The 16,094-nt window shown below is 51.0% G+C and carries 13 protein-coding genes; 9 read left to right on the top strand and 4 right to left on the bottom strand.

Translation table 11 applies throughout. The annotated features are described in order from the left end of the window. Positions 1 to 40: 40 nt before the first annotated feature. Positions 41 to 1,705 (bottom strand): isovaleryl-CoA dehydrogenase, encoded by a 1,665-nt coding sequence (locus C7W93_RS09730; protein ID WP_108439831.1) that lies wholly within the window; start codon positions 1,703 to 1,705, stop codon positions 41 to 43. A gap of 207 nt (positions 1,706 to 1,912) precedes the next feature. On the opposite strand from C7W93_RS09730, the gene C7W93_RS09725 reads away from it, so the two are divergent. The 7 genes from C7W93_RS09725 (at position 1,913) to C7W93_RS09695 (ending at position 8,604) form a co-directional block, all read left to right on the top strand. Beyond that, a complete protein-coding gene (locus tag C7W93_RS09725; protein WP_108439830.1) occupies positions 1,913 to 4,057 on the top strand; it encodes a DNA polymerase III subunit gamma/tau in 2,145 nt (714 codons plus the stop codon). Between the two features lie 122 nt (positions 4,058 to 4,179). Next, complete coding sequence (locus tag C7W93_RS09720) at positions 4,180 to 4,500, top strand: YbaB/EbfC family nucleoid-associated protein (RefSeq protein ID WP_108439829.1); 321 nt, start codon at positions 4,180 to 4,182, stop codon at positions 4,498 to 4,500. Between the two features lie 8 nt (positions 4,501 to 4,508). Next, entirely contained in the window at positions 4,509 to 4,820 is a 312-nt protein-coding gene (locus tag C7W93_RS09715; RefSeq protein ID WP_108439828.1) for an antibiotic biosynthesis monooxygenase, read from the top strand. 8 nt (positions 4,821 to 4,828) lie between these two features. After that, on the top strand, positions 4,829 to 5,425 hold the full coding sequence (gene recR / locus C7W93_RS09710) for a recombination mediator RecR (RefSeq protein ID WP_108439827.1): 597 nt from the start codon (positions 4,829 to 4,831) through the stop codon (positions 5,423 to 5,425). A 167-nt stretch (positions 5,426 to 5,592) separates the two neighbouring features. Beyond that, entirely contained in the window at positions 5,593 to 6,630 is a 1,038-nt protein-coding gene (locus tag C7W93_RS09705) for an ABC transporter substrate-binding protein (protein ID WP_108439826.1), read from the top strand. 189 nt (positions 6,631 to 6,819) lie between these two features. Continuing rightward, positions 6,820 to 7,629: an ABC transporter ATP-binding protein gene (locus C7W93_RS09700; RefSeq protein WP_108440575.1), complete on the top strand. Its 810-nt coding sequence runs from the start codon at positions 6,820 to 6,822 to the stop codon at positions 7,627 to 7,629. Between the two features lie 123 nt (positions 7,630 to 7,752). After that, on the top strand, positions 7,753 to 8,604 hold the full coding sequence (locus tag C7W93_RS09695; protein ID WP_108439825.1) for an ABC transporter permease: 852 nt from the start codon (positions 7,753 to 7,755) through the stop codon (positions 8,602 to 8,604). Between the two features lie 148 nt (positions 8,605 to 8,752). Here C7W93_RS09695 and tal read toward each other — a convergent pair whose 3' ends face one another. The 3 genes from tal to C7W93_RS09680 all read right to left on the bottom strand — a co-directional run bounded on the left by tal (position 8,753) and on the right by C7W93_RS09680 (position 12,898). After that, positions 8,753 to 9,688, bottom strand: coding sequence for a transaldolase (gene tal / locus C7W93_RS09690; RefSeq protein ID WP_108440574.1), 936 nt, complete (start codon positions 9,686 to 9,688; stop codon positions 8,753 to 8,755). 408 nt (positions 9,689 to 10,096) lie between these two features. Beyond that, a complete protein-coding gene (locus C7W93_RS09685; protein ID WP_108439824.1) occupies positions 10,097 to 11,233 on the bottom strand; it encodes a porin in 1,137 nt (378 codons plus the stop codon). 156 nt (positions 11,234 to 11,389) lie between these two features. After that, positions 11,390 to 12,898, bottom strand: a complete 1,509-nt coding sequence (locus C7W93_RS09680) for a sodium:solute symporter family protein (RefSeq protein ID WP_108439823.1) — start codon at positions 12,896 to 12,898, stop codon at positions 11,390 to 11,392. A 613-nt stretch (positions 12,899 to 13,511) separates the two neighbouring features. On the opposite strand from C7W93_RS09680, the gene C7W93_RS09675 reads away from it, so the two are divergent. Both C7W93_RS09675 and C7W93_RS09670 read left to right on the top strand, forming a co-directional pair. Beyond that, positions 13,512 to 14,210, top strand: a complete 699-nt coding sequence (locus C7W93_RS09675) for a FadR/GntR family transcriptional regulator (RefSeq protein ID WP_108439822.1) — start codon at positions 13,512 to 13,514, stop codon at positions 14,208 to 14,210. 346 nt (positions 14,211 to 14,556) lie between these two features. Continuing rightward, the gene (locus tag C7W93_RS09670; RefSeq protein ID WP_146177540.1) at positions 14,557 to 16,038 is read left to right on the top strand and encodes a hypothetical protein; all 1,482 of its coding nucleotides are present in this window, start codon (positions 14,557 to 14,559) and stop codon (positions 16,036 to 16,038) included. The last annotated feature ends 56 nt before the right edge of the window (positions 16,039 to 16,094 follow it).

Genomic DNA, 16,094 nt, shown 5'->3' with positions numbered 1-16,094 from the left:
GAATGTGAATGTCTGAAAAGGGTGGCGATGAGGATAGACCTCATTGCACAACCCTTTGCAGGATTTCTTTCTGCGCCTCTGCACTGATCAAGCTGCTTAAAGTGCCGTACACGCGGCCATTCTCGGCATCGCAACGGCTGCTGACAAAGGCATCGGCAATCGTTTGTGGCGCAGTTTGCACCATCAATGCTGCTTGTATCGTCAGGACTAGTTTTTGGACGAAATAGCGTGCGATTCTTTCGTGTTGTTCTGGTGGAGTGGATAGGGTATTTTTTAGACTATCGACCATTTTGCTTAAACCGGCATGACTGGCTGCGATGCTGCTGAGATGTTCTAGTAACAATGCAAAACTTTCCGGTTCACGCGTGATGGCGCGCAAGACGTCCAGACACATGACATTGCCGGAGCCTTCCCAGATCGAGTTGACCGGCGCTTCGCGGTAAAAACGCGCCATCGGGCCGGTTTCGACGTAGCCGTTGCCACCCCAGATTTCCATGCATTCTCCGGTGAATTCCAGTGCGCGTTTGCATATCCAGAATTTTGCGGCAGGCGTAACGATGCGTCGCCAAGCTTTTTGTAAAGGATCATTTGGCGCATCGAAAGCGCTGGCGAGTTGTAGCATCAACAGCGTTGCGGCCTCACTTTCTAGTGCCAGATCGGCCAGGACATTTTGCATCAGCGCTTGCTCAGCCAGCATTGCGCCGAAAGCACTGCGATGGCGCGCATAATGCAGCGCTTGCACCAGCGCCTGACGCATCAAGGCCGCGCTGCCGATCACGCAATCAAGCCGGGTGTGGTTTGCCATTTCGATAATGGTGGCGATCCCGCGGCCTTCGTCGCCGACCATAATGCCGAAAGCAGCATCAAATTCGACTTCGCTGCTAGAGTTGGAGCGATTGCCGAGTTTGTCCTTTAACCTTTGGACCAGCAACGTATTCTTGCTGCCGTCCGGCCGCCAGCGCGGTACAAAAAAACAACTCAGCCCCAACTCTGTGCGCGCTAATACCATGTGCGCGTCGCACATCGGCGCGGAAAAAAACCATTTATGGCCCGTTAGCGTGTAATCCGCACCGCGTCCGCCGCCGCCGGGAATAGGCGTCGCCAGCGTGGTATTGGAGCGCACGTCGGAGCCGCCTTGCTTTTCGGTCATCCCCATACCGATCAGCATGGCGGTTTTTTGCGCCAGCGGCAGGTCGCGGCTATCGTGGTCGCAGGCATACAATTTGGCTTGCAAGGCGGCGAATAAGGCCGGTTCCTGTTGTAGAACTGGAATTGAGGCGAAGGTCATGGTGGTGGGGCACAGCGATCCGGATTCAACCTGTGCATGCAAAAAATAGCCTGCTGCACGCGCTACATGGCTACCGGTTTTAGGTGTGGACCACGGCAACGCATGCAAATTCTCGCGCCGCAGCATGCCTAGCAGGGTATGCCAGGCAGGATGAAATTCGACTACATCGATGCGATTTCCGGCGCGGTCGTAACGTTGCAATTCTGGCGCGTGGCGATTTGCTAATTCGGCAAGATTCCACACTTCCTTGCTGCCCAATTCTGCGCCATAGCGCGCTAATTCAGCAGCGTGCCAACCGGCGTGGTGCCGTTGTACCCCGGCCATTAACACCGAATCGTCGGCGTAGAGATTATTGTCGGTCAGCTCGGGGACCTGATTGTTGGCGTGTAGTTCGGCTTGCGGCGTTGACGCTTGCATGGAAATCTCCTGACTGACGACTGTATTTGTCGCTGGTGAGTTGCAACGATTGTGCTGCTAGCGTAGACCGAATTTGGCTTGCGTGCCAGTCTCCGGATGATGTGATTTGCCGTAGATTCGGGCAGCTTTCTTAAAAACCTTATGCGCGCTTCCTCTAAGGTAAAATGCTGGTTGTATTTAACTGCCAGCAACGAGCGCCCGCTACCTATGTCATATCAAGTCCTTGCCCGTAAATATCGCCCAAGAAGTTTCGAGACGCTGGTTGGTCAGGAACACGTCGTCCGGGCGTTGACACATGCGCTGGAACAACAGCGCTTGCATCATGCTTATCTGTTCACAGGCACACGTGGTGTAGGCAAAACCACGCTGTCGCGGATTCTTGCCAAGGCGTTAAATTGTCAGGGTATCGATGGCAACGGCGGCATTACTGCGCAACCATGCGGCGTATGCGACGCTTGCGTAGCGATCGATGCCGGACGTTTTGTCGATTACATTGAAATGGATGCCGCTTCTAATCGCGGCGTCGATGAAATGGCCCAGTTGCTGGAGCAGGCGGTGTACGCGCCATCAAATGCCCGCTTTAAGGTCTACATGATCGATGAAGTCCACATGCTGACCAATCATGCCTTCAATTCGATGCTGAAAACGCTGGAAGAGCCGCCCGAACATGTGAAGTTCATCCTGGCAACCACCGATCCGCAAAAAATCCCCGTTACCGTGCTGTCGCGTTGTCTGCAATTTAATCTGAAACAGATGCCGCCCGGCCACATCATCAGCCACCTCGACAATATCCTTGGGCAGGAACAAATTGCTTTTGAGACACCTGCTTTACGGTTGCTGGCGCAGGGTGCGCATGGCTCGATGCGCGACGCTTTATCGTTGACCGATCAGGCGATTGCGTATGCGGCTGGCAAGGTAACTTTGGAAGCAGTGCAGGGCATGTTGGGATCGCTTGATCAGACTTATTTGATCCGCGTACTGGATGCTCTGGCGGCGAATGATGGCGCTGGTTTACTGGCCGTTGCCGACGAAATGGCGATTCGCAGCTTGTCTTATAGTGCAGCGTTGCAAGATCTGGGCACTTTATTACATCGGATTGCATTGGCCCAAAGTGTTCCCGCAGCACTAGCAGAAGATTTGCCGGAGCGCGAAGACGTGATGCGCCTTGCTTCGGCCTTTGATGCAGAAGAAATTCAGTTGTTTTATCAAATTGTGGTGCATGGCCGCAATGAGTTGGGTCTGGCACCGGATGAGTACGCCGGATTTTCGATGACATTGTTGCGTATGTTGGCGTTTCGGCCGCAGCCAGGTTCAGGGCCGGGTGAAAATGCCGTCGCTGCGCCAGTGCAAGCGCGTCAAGTTGCCCCATCGCGGCCATCCGCACCAGCGTCTATGGCTGAGAGAGCGCCGACTTCTATAGCGCCATCGCCACCGGCAGCCCGTTTAAGCAGTCTTCCGCAAGTTGCCTCTGCCAGCGCTCCGGTTGCGCGTGCAGATGAGACGCTTAGCCCGCGCATGGCAGCATTAGCCGCTGCCCGCGGTGGCGTTGCTAGCAAACGTCCGATGGCGACTCCGGCAGCGCAACCTGCACCGGTAGCTGTCGTTGCGCCGGTCAGCAAGCCTGCAATGGTTGTCAGACCGCAGCCAGAGATCGTCAAACCAGAGGTTAAGTTACCGCCTGCACCAGCACCAAAAGCGTCGGCATCCAGTGCATCGCCGCCGCCGTGGGAGGAGGAAATTCCGCTGCCGATGGACTTGCCTGACGATGATTTTTCTGATTCTGGCTATGACAGTACGCCAAAAATGCGCTCGGAAGCCCGCCCTGCAGCACGAACAGCGCCGCCGACCGAGATGCGTACACCGTCTGCGCCAGCCAAGCCCATCGCCGTGCTCAGTATCGATACACCGGCACCATCGCAGCCAGCGCCCGCAGATGCATTTATTTATGTTCCTGATGCATCCTTGAACTGGGATGGTAATTGGCCGTCGTTGGCGGCAACGTTGCCGGTCCGTGGCGTAGCGCATCAACTCGCGCAGCAAAGCGAATTACTGCGATTCGATAGCAGCGGTCCTACTATTCAGGCGCATTTGCGGATTCCGCTGGAAACTTTGCGTTTGTCCGGTAACGTTGAAAAATTGGCTGCGGCATTGTCCGAGCGGTTTGGGCGTCCGGTACGGGTCGAAACAGAAATTGGGGTGGTGCACCACACCGCCAACGTCAGGGCACAAGCGGAGCAAGCAGAGCGCCAGCGACTAGCTGAAGAGACGGCAAAAAACGATCCCTTCATTCAAAGCATGGTGCGCGAATTCGGCGCAATGATTGTGCCGGGATCGATTAAACCGCTGACGTAAGACGGATAAAGCCGGGTTCTGGTAAATTGCCGACCTAATGCAATATTGATAATATTAACGACTACACCGTACTTAAGCATTTGCCTAAGCACGACACTGATTAACTTAACAGGAGAAATACCATGATGAAAGGCCAACTGGCAGGCTTGATGAAGCAAGCACAAGCGATGCAAGATAATATGAAAAAAGCGCAGGATCAACTGGCTTTGATCGAAGTTGAAGGCGAATCTGGCGGCGGTCTCGTCAAAGTCCTGATGACCTGTAAAAATGCGGTCAAGCGTGTCACTATCGATCCGTCATTGCTGGCAGATGATAAAGATATGCTGGAAGATCTGGTTGCAGCGGCTTTCAACGATGCAGTCCGTAAGGCAGAAGAAACTTCAGCAGAAAAAATGTCAGGCCTGACGGCTGGCATGCCAGCTGGTTTCAAATTGCCGTTTTAAACTCTGCAATGATTCTTGATGTTGCTACGTTAGATATTATTCCAGGACAGGAAGCCGCGTTTGAAACGGCTTTCATGGAGGCGAAGAAAATTCTCACCTCCATGCCTGGTTGTATTTCGCACGATTTACAGCGTTGTCTGGAGCAGCCAAACCGGTATATTTTATTTGTTCGCTGGCAAACGCTGGAGCATCACACAGTCGGTTTTTTGCAATCGTTTCAATATCAGCAATGGTGCAGATTATTGCAGCATTTTTGTGACCCTTTTCCGCCCACTCTTCACTATGCCCCGGTGGGCCGTAAGATTTATCGTGGTTTCTAAGGTCTGATGTGAAAACCCCTAATAGTCTGGCTTTTTTAACAGAAGCATTGCGTCATCTGCCCGGCGTCGGTCCTAAATCGGCACAGCGCATGGCATATCACTTGCTGCAGCATGACCGTGATGGCGCAGCATTGCTCGGCCGTGCGCTGGTCCAGGCAGTCGAGAAAATTCAGCACTGTTCCATGTGCAATACATTCACTGAAAACGAACTGTGCGAAGTCTGCCTCGATCCCGAGCGCGACGCCAGATTGCTATGCGTTGTCGAAACACCGACAGATCAGTTAATGATTGAGCAGACGCTGACTTTCAAGGGACTGTATTTTGTTTTGATGGGCCGTTTGTCACCGCTAGACGGTATCGGTCCTAAAGATTTGCAGTTAGAAAAATTGATTGTTCGCGCAACTAACGGTGTGGTTAAAGAAGTTGTATTGGCGACTAACTTTACCAATGAAGGCGAAGCGACGGCGCATTACATCAGCGAAACCATGAAAGCACGCGGTCTGCAAGTCAGCCGTCTGGCGCGTGGCGTGCCGGTTGGGGGCGAGCTGGAATACGTGGATGCAGGCACTATCGCCCGCGCGATGTTGGATCGTCGCGCAACCTAATGCGTATAACCTGATGCGGATATTGCGCCGCAGCATATTTTTTGGCATGTGACCGCTATCACCCTGCGGTATTATGTGGACAGATTTCTACCGGAATCACAATAAGAACGAGTCCGTCGTATCCATCGACGGATGACAGTCGTAAGTAAAATTGACGAGGAGACAACATGAAATTTAACTGGAAACAGTTCGGTATTGCGCTTTGCTTATTCTTGGCTGGTTACGCAACATTCAACAGTAAATTGTTCGCGCAGACACTGGAAAAACCAAAAGTATCGATCGCGGTAGGCGGCAAAAATTTATTTTATTACCTGCCATTAACAGTCGCCGATCAACTTGGCTATTTCAAGGATGAAGGCCTGACGGTAGAGATTTCCGATTTCGCCGGTGGTGCAAAAGCGTTGCAGGCATTGATTGGCGGTAGTGCAGATGTGGTCTCGGGTGCGTTCGAACACACGATCAGCATGCAAGCCAAAAATCAGATCATCACCGCTTTCGTGTTGCAAGGCCGGGCACCGCAAATCGTGATGGCGGTCTCTAACAAGACTATGCCTAACTACAAAACCATTGCTGATCTAAAAGGTAAAAAAATCGGCGTGACTGCGCCCGGTTCTTCAACCAGCATGATGAGTAACTTTGTATTGGCCAAAGGCGGTTTGAAGCCGACCGACGTATCGTATATCGGCGTTGGCGCAACTGCTGGTGCATTGTCGGCATTACGTTCAGGCCAGATTGACGCTATCGCCAATCTTGATCCGCTCATCACGATGATGGAACAGAAAAATGAAATCCGGATTATTTCCGATACGCGCACGATGAAAGAAACGAACGCCGTATTCGGTGGACCAATGCCAGCGGCGACCTTGTATGCCTCAGCAGATTTCATCAAGAAATACCCTAACACTACGCAAGCGTTGACCAACGCCATGGTGCGGGCGTTGCGATGGTTGCAAAAAGCCGGTCCGTCAGACATTGTTAAAGCCGTCCCAGAAAGCTATTTGCTCGGCGATCGCGCCTTGTATATTGATGCCTTCTTGAAAGTCCGTGAGGCAATCTCGCCGGACGGCGTATTCCCTGAAGCCGGCCCAGCGACTGCGCTACGCACGTTGCAAACATTTGATCCGACCTTGGCTGATAAGAAAATCGATCTGTCCAAAACTTATACCAATGCGTTTGTAAAAAAAGCAGATCTCAAATACAAGTAAGCGAAAAGACCATAGCTTAACGGAGCTTTGACTACCGCTTAGAACAAATTTCGCCCTGCACCGCTAGGAACGCAGGGCGATTTATTTTGTTCAAATACGCTGAGGCGTGCCGCTGTGTTGCGCATTTGCGGCTTTTCTTTTATAGCAATTCTTTCGGCTTGCGCCATTTTTCTTATGACTACAGCACCACTGACGCCAGCGTTGTTTCTGGATAATATTAGTTGCACCTTTATTTCAAAAGATGATCGTTCACAGCGTTATACCGCTGTCGCCGATACGACTCTGTCCATCGCACCGGGTGAGTTTGTGTCGGTTGTGGGACCGACTGGTTGCGGCAAGTCAACCTTGCTGAATGTTGGCGCGGGTTTGTTGCAGCCATCTACCGGCAGCGTCAAAGTGTTTGGCGAAGAGTTGACCAGCATCAATCAACGCGCTGGTTATATGTTTCAGTCGGAAGCATTAATGCCGTGGCGCAGCGCGCTACAAAATGTGATTGCCGGTTTGCAGTATCGCGGAATGGAAGATGCAGAAGCAAAAAAGCTCGGCGAAGAATGGTTGGCGCGAGTCGGCTTGCAAGGTTTTGGCGACCGTTATCCACATCAATTATCGGGCGGTATGCGCAAGCGGGTGGCGTTGGCGCAAACGTTGATTCTTGATCCGGACATCATCTTGATGGATGAGCCATTTTCGGCGCTCGATATCCAGACCCGTCAATTGATGGAAAACGAAGTGCTGGCATTGTGGAATGCAAAAAAGAAAGCCGTTTTGTTTATCACGCATGATTTGGATGAGGCGATTGCCATGTCGGATCGTGTGATTGTGTTGTCGGCTGGCCCGGGAACGCATCCGATTGGCGAGTTTGTGATCGACCTGCCGCGTCCACGCGATGTGGCCGAAATTCGCACTGATCCACGTTTTGTCGAACTGCATCAGCAAATCTGGAGCGTACTCAGAGATGAAGTGTTGAAGGGCTATCAGCAACAGAAAAAAATTGCCTGAGGATAAATAGGCCGTTGTATTTTTAGCTATGTTTTTAGCTTATTCATAGCTGTATTTTTAGCCAATCATCCCAACAGTTTCTTGTGGCTTCTACCAACAAAAAAACAGAAAGAGCACGACATCATGTGGCAAGCAATTAAACCTAATTATAAAAATATGCGCGTCTATCAGGCGCTGGTGCTGGTCTTATTTTTTGCGATCTGGCATCTGGCAACGCGTAATGAACAAACGGCATTTTTCTTCGGCGAACCAGCAAAAGTATTGGTCCGGGTCTGGCAATGGTTTACCGTCGGTAGCGGCAGCCTGGATGTCGGCTTTGGCGATTCGACCTGGTTCACGCTGACCTTTCCGGGAGAAATTTATTCTCATCTTCTGGTGACGCTGACGGAGACGATGCTCGCTTTCGGTATCGGTACTGTTTTAGGTTTGGGCGTCGGACTATGGCTGGCTTTGTCGCCATTGACTTCGGCCATACTTGATCCGTATATCAAAGCATCGAACGCGATGCCGCGGGTTATTTTGGCACCGATTTTTGCAATGTGGTTTGGCCTTGGCATTTGGTCCAAAGTCGCATTGGCGGTGACATTGGTATTTTTTATTGTCTTCTTCAATGTCTATCAGGGCGTCAAGGAAGTCAGTCCGGTTGTATTGTCGAATGCCCGCATGTTGGGTGCCAATCAACGTCAATTGTTGCGTACTGTGTATTTGCCGTCGGCAACGTCATGGGTTTTTTCCAGTCTGCATACATCGGTCGGTCTGGCTTTTGTCGGCGTCATTGTTGGTGAGTATTTGGGTTCTGCACGCGGTGTTGGTTATCTGATTTTGCAAGCGGAAGGCGCTTTCGATATCAACACGGTATTTGCCGGTATTTTGGTGCTGACCGCATTTGCATTAATACTCGATTCGATAGTCGGCTTGATTGAGAGTCGCCTGATGAAATGGCAACCGAAGACCGGCGATACTGAGCGTTTGTAATTCTCGCCTGATGAGATCGTAGCGGTAAATCTGGCGAAAAAAAAAAGGCACTATGCAGACATATTTCAGTGTCTGCATAGTGCCTTTTTTGTTATCGCCAGCTTGTTAACGCAAGGGCGATGGACCACCCAAAACTATCAACGCAACATTAACGCAATGCATCGATGAGTTTTTCTAGCTTGACTGCATCGGCACTGAATTGACGGATACCTTCAGCTAGTTTTTCGGTCGCCATCGCATCGTCGTTGAGCATGTTTCGAAATGCGGATTCGTTCAAACTAATTTTTTGAATGTCGGCTTCTTTCGATGCTTCCGGGCTCAATTTACGGGAAACCGGATCGTTACTCTCTGCAAGCTTTTGCAGCAACTCTGGACTGATCGTGAGCAGATCGCAGCCAGCTAATTCGATAATTTGCGAGGTATTCCGGAAGCTTGCTCCCATCACTTCAGTGGCGTAACCGAATTTGCGGAAATAGCTGTAGACCTGCTTGACCGACTGCACGCCCGGGTCATCGGCACCGGTATATTCCAGACCAGTCGATTTTTTATACCAGTCATAAATACGACCCACGAATGGTGAAATCAACTGTACTTTTGCTTCTGCACAAGCAATGGCTTGCGGCAACGAAAACAGCAACGTCAGATTGCAATGGATGCCTTCTTTTTCCAGAACTTCAGCAGCCCGGATGCCTTCCCATGTCGATGCAATTTTGATCAAGATGCGCTGGCGATCAATCCCGGCGGCTTCATACAGTCCGATTAATTTTCGGCCTTTCTCGATGGTTCCTTGCGTGTCAAACGACAGGCGTGCATCGGTCTCGGTGGAGACGCGGCCCGGAATGAGTTTGAGGATTTCAAGGCCGAAAACGATCAATAGCTGATCAATAATATCGTCCGTCGATAAGCTGGCGTGATCGCTTACTGCACGCTGCATCAGCGGTTGATATTCCGCTTTTTGCACAGCTTTTAGAATGAGGGAAGGATTAGTCGTCGCGTCGCGGGGTGCGAACGCTTTCATTGCCTGAAAATCACCTGTGTCGGCAACAATGGTAGTGAACTGTTTAAGTTGTTCTAGTTGGTTCATGGCGGTTGTGGTCACGGTAACGGGTTGATCGAAAATATCCTGCAATCATTCTACGCAAGATTTGGAAGCAAACCAAAGCGTGAACAATATTAAGACGTGCTATTTGGTCTGATCGCCGTGTTGTTTGGCGACTTCATTTTGACGATAAGACCGTTTGATGGCGATTCAGTGAATCGGTTCGTTTTAAGGCAGATTTGGCGGTAGGCGAAAAGCTGCTCTGTAGCATAGGCCAAGCTTAATTATTAAGAAGGCATTATTGCAAAAGATGGCCGAACCAAGGTATTTAGGGGATAAAACGAAAAAATGACCGTAGCGCTATGGGCGCGGCGGTCATTACTTGCAACCAACGCATCATCGGTTCAGATGGTGATGCGGCTCTCGATTTCTGAATTCTGGTTCGGTGCCCGATTAGAAAAAGTGCGAGATACCAAAACCTGCTTGCAGAAAATTAAAGTCTTTGTTGCCTGACATGGATTTGTTCGCCATCGAATCCGAAAAAGCCATATTTAGTGCAGTCCGCTTCGACAAATCGTAGGTATATCCCACGCTGGCAATACGGCGGCCATACGCAGCGCCCTGACTTTGGGAGGCATTCCGCGATTGCAAGGACAGCATGATGCGTCCCGAAGTAGTCGGAATTGTCATACCGACATCGGCAAAAGTAGCATCCGAGACAGCCTGTTCGACGGCAGTACTGAACAAGAACTCACCCCTTTCCTTACCGGCCAAAAAGTGTAGTTTCATCACTTTAAAATCATAGACTGCACCGATTTGTAACGCCGTCTGCGCTGGCTTGCCTGTGATCGGGTTATTGATATGATCGTAGCTGACCATGGCAAACAACGGTCCATGGTCATAGCTCAGACCCAGACCGATGACGCTGGCATTTGCAGAGTTTCCGCCCGGCAGTTCCGCGCCATCCCGTTGGAATGAGTACAGTCCCGCAAAGGTAAGACCCTTCATGTTAGGCGAGCGGTACATTATCGAATTATCGCCGCGCAATGGCAGTGCCATCACGTTGCTGGTGTTGGCCCATCCTGCTGCGCCATAGCCCAGATAAAATGGATCAATTGCCTTCGGTCCATTGGTCATGTTATACGGGCCGGTGCCAGAGCCGGGCGTGCCGAGACGTCCGAATGCAAGAGAGCCGAGCGAAGTATTAATACCGACTTGCGAGGTGCGTCCGAATAGACGGCCACCTTGTTGCAGCGCGCCGGTGTCCGAGCCGAAGCCCATTTCTAGTTGATAGAAAGCTTTCATGCCGTCGCCGAGGTCTTCGGTGCCTTTGAAGCCCAATCGGGATGCCGCAAAATAGCCGCTGGTCATTTCGGTGCGGGTTTGGCCGGATGGTCCTTTGCCCCAAGTCGTTTGGATGGCGTTGTCGACTACGCCGTAAATCTGGACATTGCTCTGCGCTTCAGCCTTGCCTGCTATAAGTGCCATCCCGACCAAAAGGCCGACGGATGAGATGCGTAAGGTTTTGCGCAATGCAGACGAAAAGCGCACAGAGTTGACGTTAGAACGATCAGCAGACTTGATAAACATAATAGCTCTTCCTTTTTTTTTTGCGAAATGAGGGCCTACCAAGGAGCGTTGAGGCTCTATGGTATGGCGATTTACATTGCGGAAAATAGTTGGAATCGATGGCTGGCTCCACGCTGGCGTAAGGTGTGGACGCTGCCATCAATTCAATACTTCAGGTTATTTAGCAGCAGCGGGACCATCGTCGGCAAGAGAGTCGATAAGCCGGTCAACCACAGCGGATTCAACCGGTCTCAACCATCCGACCAGAATGAATATGATGATGGAGCAGGCAACCGGGCCAGCCACGGTGAAGGTCGTCACCCAATTCGGATGCAGCGTTGCGATGGTTGTATTGAACACATATTTGACGAGGATAAAGACGACGATACCGGCGCTCCATGATGCCAGCGCTGCATTCGGTCCGCAGCGGCGGAACATGGGCAGCATGCCGAACAGCATTGGAATCGCAATCGGGCCAATCAACGCGCCGTACCACAACAAAATCAGACCGATCACGCCGCCGAAAGATTTGGCGCTCAATGCGATCAGCATGCTGATGGCGATAAAGGCAAACACAAAAATCCGACCATTGAGCAATTCCTGTTTGTCGCTGAAACCGGTAACGCGCTTCCACACCACAGGCAAGATATCCCGGGTGATGACGGCGGCCACAGCGTTAGCGTCGGATGAAGTCATTGCCATGGTGTGCGCAAACAATCCTGCAAGTACTAGTCCGATCAGACCGGTAGGCAACAGATGCTGTGTCAACAAAGCATAGGATTGGCTAGGATCGGCCAGATTAGGCAGGATGAGAGGTGCGGCCCACATCGGGAAGAACAAAATCAGCGGCCAGATCAAATACAGCGCGGCGGAAAGTAACGCCGCTTTTTTTGCGTCAGATCCATTTGGCGAAGCGATAAAGCGCTGTGCAAGGCTCCAGGTGCCGCCGTTGTACGACAAGGTGTTGACCAGCAAGAAAACGATGGCGAATATCGGTGTGTATTGACCATTGAACATTTGCGAATGGCTAGGCGGTAATTGGTCCCAGATAGTCCACAGCGACGACACGCCGCCCAGATGCATCATCGCGGCGACAAACATCGCAACGCCTGCCAGCAACTGAATGATAAATTGGCTGAAATCAGTCATCGCGTCAGCCCACAGGCCACCAAACACTGAGTAAATCAACGTCACGCCGCCGGTCAACAGAATCCCCAGGCCAATTGGTACTTGCGCAAAAACGTATAGCAAAATCGCGGTAGCAGTCCATTTCGCGCCGACATCAAACAGTTTGAGTGCCGATCCGCTCCAGGCCAATACCTGCTGCGTTGGCAAACCATATCGGGTAGCGAGATATTCGGTAGGGGAGATGATATTCAAGCGCTGTCGCAACCGCGACCAGCGTGGGGCAAAGGTAAATGCGCCAATGACCATTGCGGTACAAATGGAAAGTGCCCACCAGATGTATAAGTTGAAACCGGTGGTGTAGGCGATGGCTGCGTAACCCACAAATACGGCGGAACTGTAGCCGGACATGTGATGCGAGATGCCAGACAACCACCATGGCATATTGCCGCCAGCGGTAAAAAAGTCCGCGGCGCTTTTAACTTTCTTACGTGCATAGACCCCAACTACGATCATCAGCACGAAGTATGCGTTTAATACAACCCAATCCAATGTAGACAAAACTGTTCTCCCCTGCAGGCCCTGCGGCGCTAGTATTATTAAAAACGTTAAATTGTCGATGCGCATCCTAATGAACATCTGTGATGACTTAAAAAAACGACGAACATCACGAATCGCAATTTAACACCAAAATTGGTATGGCGGCATGGCGGCCGGACCAATTTTTATTAAAGCATTTACCGTGCCTGCACTAAAAATCGATGAAAAAAATCGCTAAGTCATTGAGATAATGGCGTTTTTTTCGTCAACGCAGCTTTATGCCATAGACTGATCGAAAGCACATAAACTGTGCGCTCGCCCCGAAATGTAGCGGCGTCACAACAAGAAAGTGCGAAGACGGCAGTGTTTGTCGCGCCAGACTATGCGTATTTGCACGGTTGATGATGATCATAATAGTGTTGCGTTTCGACAAACATGGGGTTTGGGAATGCGACGGCTAAAGGGGGATTGCCGTTTAAAAGCGCGAGGTGATAGTAAAATACGGTAGTTGGTCGGGCCAATAAAAATATCGCCATTATCGATCAACCGACGCCGTCGTCGCACGCCAGCAAATACGCCTGGCAACTGCCGGTTACTGCGCGAAAATCCTCATTTTCCTATCCTGAAAAGTTTTATGGCTACCTTACCTATTGTCAAAGTTCAGCGTTTATACCGTCAAATTTCGGATTTGTTGATCCAAAAATTCAAAAGTCGCGAGTTTGAACCGGGTACGGCCTTGCCAGCCGAACGCGATCTGGCCCAACAGCTAGGCGTCAGTCGATCTTCCGTGCGGGAAGCGTTGATTGCGCTGGAAATTGCTGGCTGGGTCGATATCAAAACCGGTCACGGCGTGTTTGTCTGCGACCGATCACCGCAATCAGCAGCAAGTAATCAGCCCGGTTCCGCCAGCGTGGAAGAGTTACTGAAAGCGCGTGAACTGATTGGAGGCGAAACCGCAAGTTTAGCGGCGGAAAATGCCAGCGAAGAGCAGTTGGTGCGGCTCGCGACGATCATGGATGCCATGAACGGGCTATCGGAAAAGAAAGTTCCTTTTCTGACGCTGGATGAACAATTTCATCAACTGATTGCGGAGATGGCGAACAATTTTGTATTCGCGGAATTTGTGAGTACTTTATGGAATAACCAGCGCTACGACCAACTTTTTGTCAGCTTCGAAAATCATTATGGCAATGATGAATCGGAAGTGTGGAACGTCGACCATCGCGCCATTTGTGCCGCGATTACCGCCAAAGATCCGCTTCGCGCCAAAGCTGCAATGCGAGAACATATACGGCATGTGCATGCGAGTTTCTTTGCCGGCGAGGCGTTATGACGGGGCACGGACTGACTTGAAATGTGCGCGCAGTTGTATGGATACATGCGCGAAAATATTTAGATAAATCTTGGTCTATTTTCAGACTATTCTGGTTTCATTGGGTATGGCTAATATCGATAATGACCGGACATAGAATTTATGTCCTCTCCCCGAAGAGTCAATTTCGACGGGAAATTCATTTATCGCCATCATGAATATGCCATTCAAAAAAACGTTTTTGCTAACCTGCCTTGCGTGGGGTTCTGTTGCAGCCGCATCCCAACCCGCCTCCTTCAATATTACGTCCTCTTTTTCAAATCCCTCGGATGCCCTTCATAACGGTCATTCTTCCCGTACCGTTTTTATGCCACCCGAATGCGTTCCCGGCGTTGGTAAAGAACCTGCTTGGGCCGATGAGGAAATCCGCCAGCAGCCTTGGTATCAGGCGTGGCTAACAACCACAGCGACGTTATGTGTCAACCTCAAAAATGCGTTAGCCGATAACGAAAATCACGAAAATTACAATGTTGACGCCATCGTGTGGCGCACCGATCAGCGCTGGTTATTCAGAAGTGTGAGCGGCGCATACGATCCTATTGAAAAAGTTTTTAAGCACGGACTTTTGCCACGGATGCCGAATGGTGGCAATCTTAAAATCCGACCCGGCATGCCTGCCAATTCCGGTATCACCAGCAGCGCCTATGGGCCAGCATCTACGCAAGCATTTGGCGATCATCTCTATATTCTGGACACCCCCGGCGGCGGTATTGCAGTGGAAGAATCCATTGGCGAAATCCTCGGGACAGGCGAGGATGAAGTCGCATTTCCGGGCGGTGTTAAAGCTGCGAATATCAAAGGCGCATTGGTCCGAAAAAATGGGGGAATGTCGTACTCGGCTAATCCGAATTATGGTGATTACAAAATCGTAGCGCCGGGCAGCGTCGAGCTGATCGCCGTCGCTTCGGGTGTAGCAGGGCAGCAGATCGTGATAGACGTTGACGGTGAGCGCAATGACAGTGGCGTTCACCGATTTTCTGACAAAGCCGTGAGGACGCTGACCGCCATCGACCGACGTACTGGAAAGCCGCGTGATGTTACCTGGTGGGTCAACGGCTTGATGAACGCTGATCCAGCTCCTTCTTCTTGTCTGGAGTTGCCAGCCGCGCTTCAGATTGATCGACAAATTTTGCTGGATGTTAGGACCGGTCGAAATCCGGAGCACGCAGGAGTAATACCGTCCGTCAATCGTGCTTGTGGGCGCTTTAGAGAGTTTCCGATGAGGGATGGCAAGTTGTTGCAAGAGAAGATCGTCAATGCGATGGCGCATCCTAAATCTGCGGGCGAAACATTCGGTGGTTGGCGCGCCACGCAACCGGTGCGCTTGATGGCGAATTTTGTGTTGGGAATGGGGCGGAATGCGCAGGCCGTAGATTTACATGGCCAGGTAGACTGGTTGGGTGCGCCCGGTGTTCCGGGTGGCTTTGAGCAGGATATTTATATCCTTCGTGGGCAAGAGTTGCGGATTGCGTTTCGGGCAGGAAAAAATGCTACACCGCGCTGTGCGCTGGATAGTCGTCAATCGCCATTCTTTAAAGGGGATCAGACGTTTAAAGTTCAAATCGTTAATCCAGACGATGAAGTCGTGATCGAGAAGGCGATAAACCTCGGCGTCGCAAGCGAGTTACGCAGCACTGGCTACATGAATCCGGAGTGGCAAAGCGAAAGTATCCGCTACTTTAACAACGCAAGAAATGAGGACTTCCGCTTGCGTTTTATCTCTACCAGCGAAGAGGGAAAAGCCTGCGGCGCGATGATCACCAACGTCGAAGCCTGGGATCAGGATTGATATAGATCGTCATTTTTTTGAGATGTTAAAAAGCCTGCAACTGTTTAAATAGTCGC

This window comes from Glaciimonas sp. PCH181 (assembly GCF_003056055.1).
GTDB lineage: Bacteria > Pseudomonadota > Gammaproteobacteria > Burkholderiales > Burkholderiaceae_D > Glaciimonas.
The sequence above is the reverse complement of the archived record's forward strand: the minus strand, read 5'-3'. Positions and strand labels throughout refer to the sequence as shown.

What these genes read in the sequence shown, in the direction of transcription:
- C7W93_RS09670 (WP_146177540.1), top strand. Translation starts at nt 14,557, where the DNA reads ATGCCACCCGAATGCGTTCCCGGCGTTGGTAAAGAACCTGCTTGGGCC.
- C7W93_RS09695 (WP_108439825.1), top strand. Translation starts at nt 7,753, where the DNA reads ATGTGGCAAGCAATTAAACCTAATTATAAAAATATGCGCGTCTATCAG.
- tal (WP_108440574.1), bottom strand. Translation starts at nt 9,688, where the DNA reads ATGAACCAACTAGAACAACTTAAACAGTTCACTACCATTGTTGCCGAC.
- C7W93_RS09705 (WP_108439826.1), top strand. Translation starts at nt 5,593, where the DNA reads ATGAAATTTAACTGGAAACAGTTCGGTATTGCGCTTTGCTTATTCTTG.
- C7W93_RS09730 (WP_108439831.1), bottom strand. Translation starts at nt 1,705, where the DNA reads ATGCAAGCGTCAACGCCGCAAGCCGAACTACACGCCAACAATCAGGTC.
- C7W93_RS09685 (WP_108439824.1), bottom strand. Translation starts at nt 11,233, where the DNA reads ATGTTTATCAAGTCTGCTGATCGTTCTAACGTCAACTCTGTGCGCTTT.
- C7W93_RS09675 (WP_108439822.1), top strand. Translation starts at nt 13,512, where the DNA reads ATGGCTACCTTACCTATTGTCAAAGTTCAGCGTTTATACCGTCAAATT.
- C7W93_RS09725 (WP_108439830.1), top strand. Translation starts at nt 1,913, where the DNA reads ATGTCATATCAAGTCCTTGCCCGTAAATATCGCCCAAGAAGTTTCGAG.
- C7W93_RS09715 (WP_108439828.1), top strand. Translation starts at nt 4,509, where the DNA reads ATGATTCTTGATGTTGCTACGTTAGATATTATTCCAGGACAGGAAGCC.
- C7W93_RS09720 (WP_108439829.1), top strand. Translation starts at nt 4,180, where the DNA reads ATGATGAAAGGCCAACTGGCAGGCTTGATGAAGCAAGCACAAGCGATG.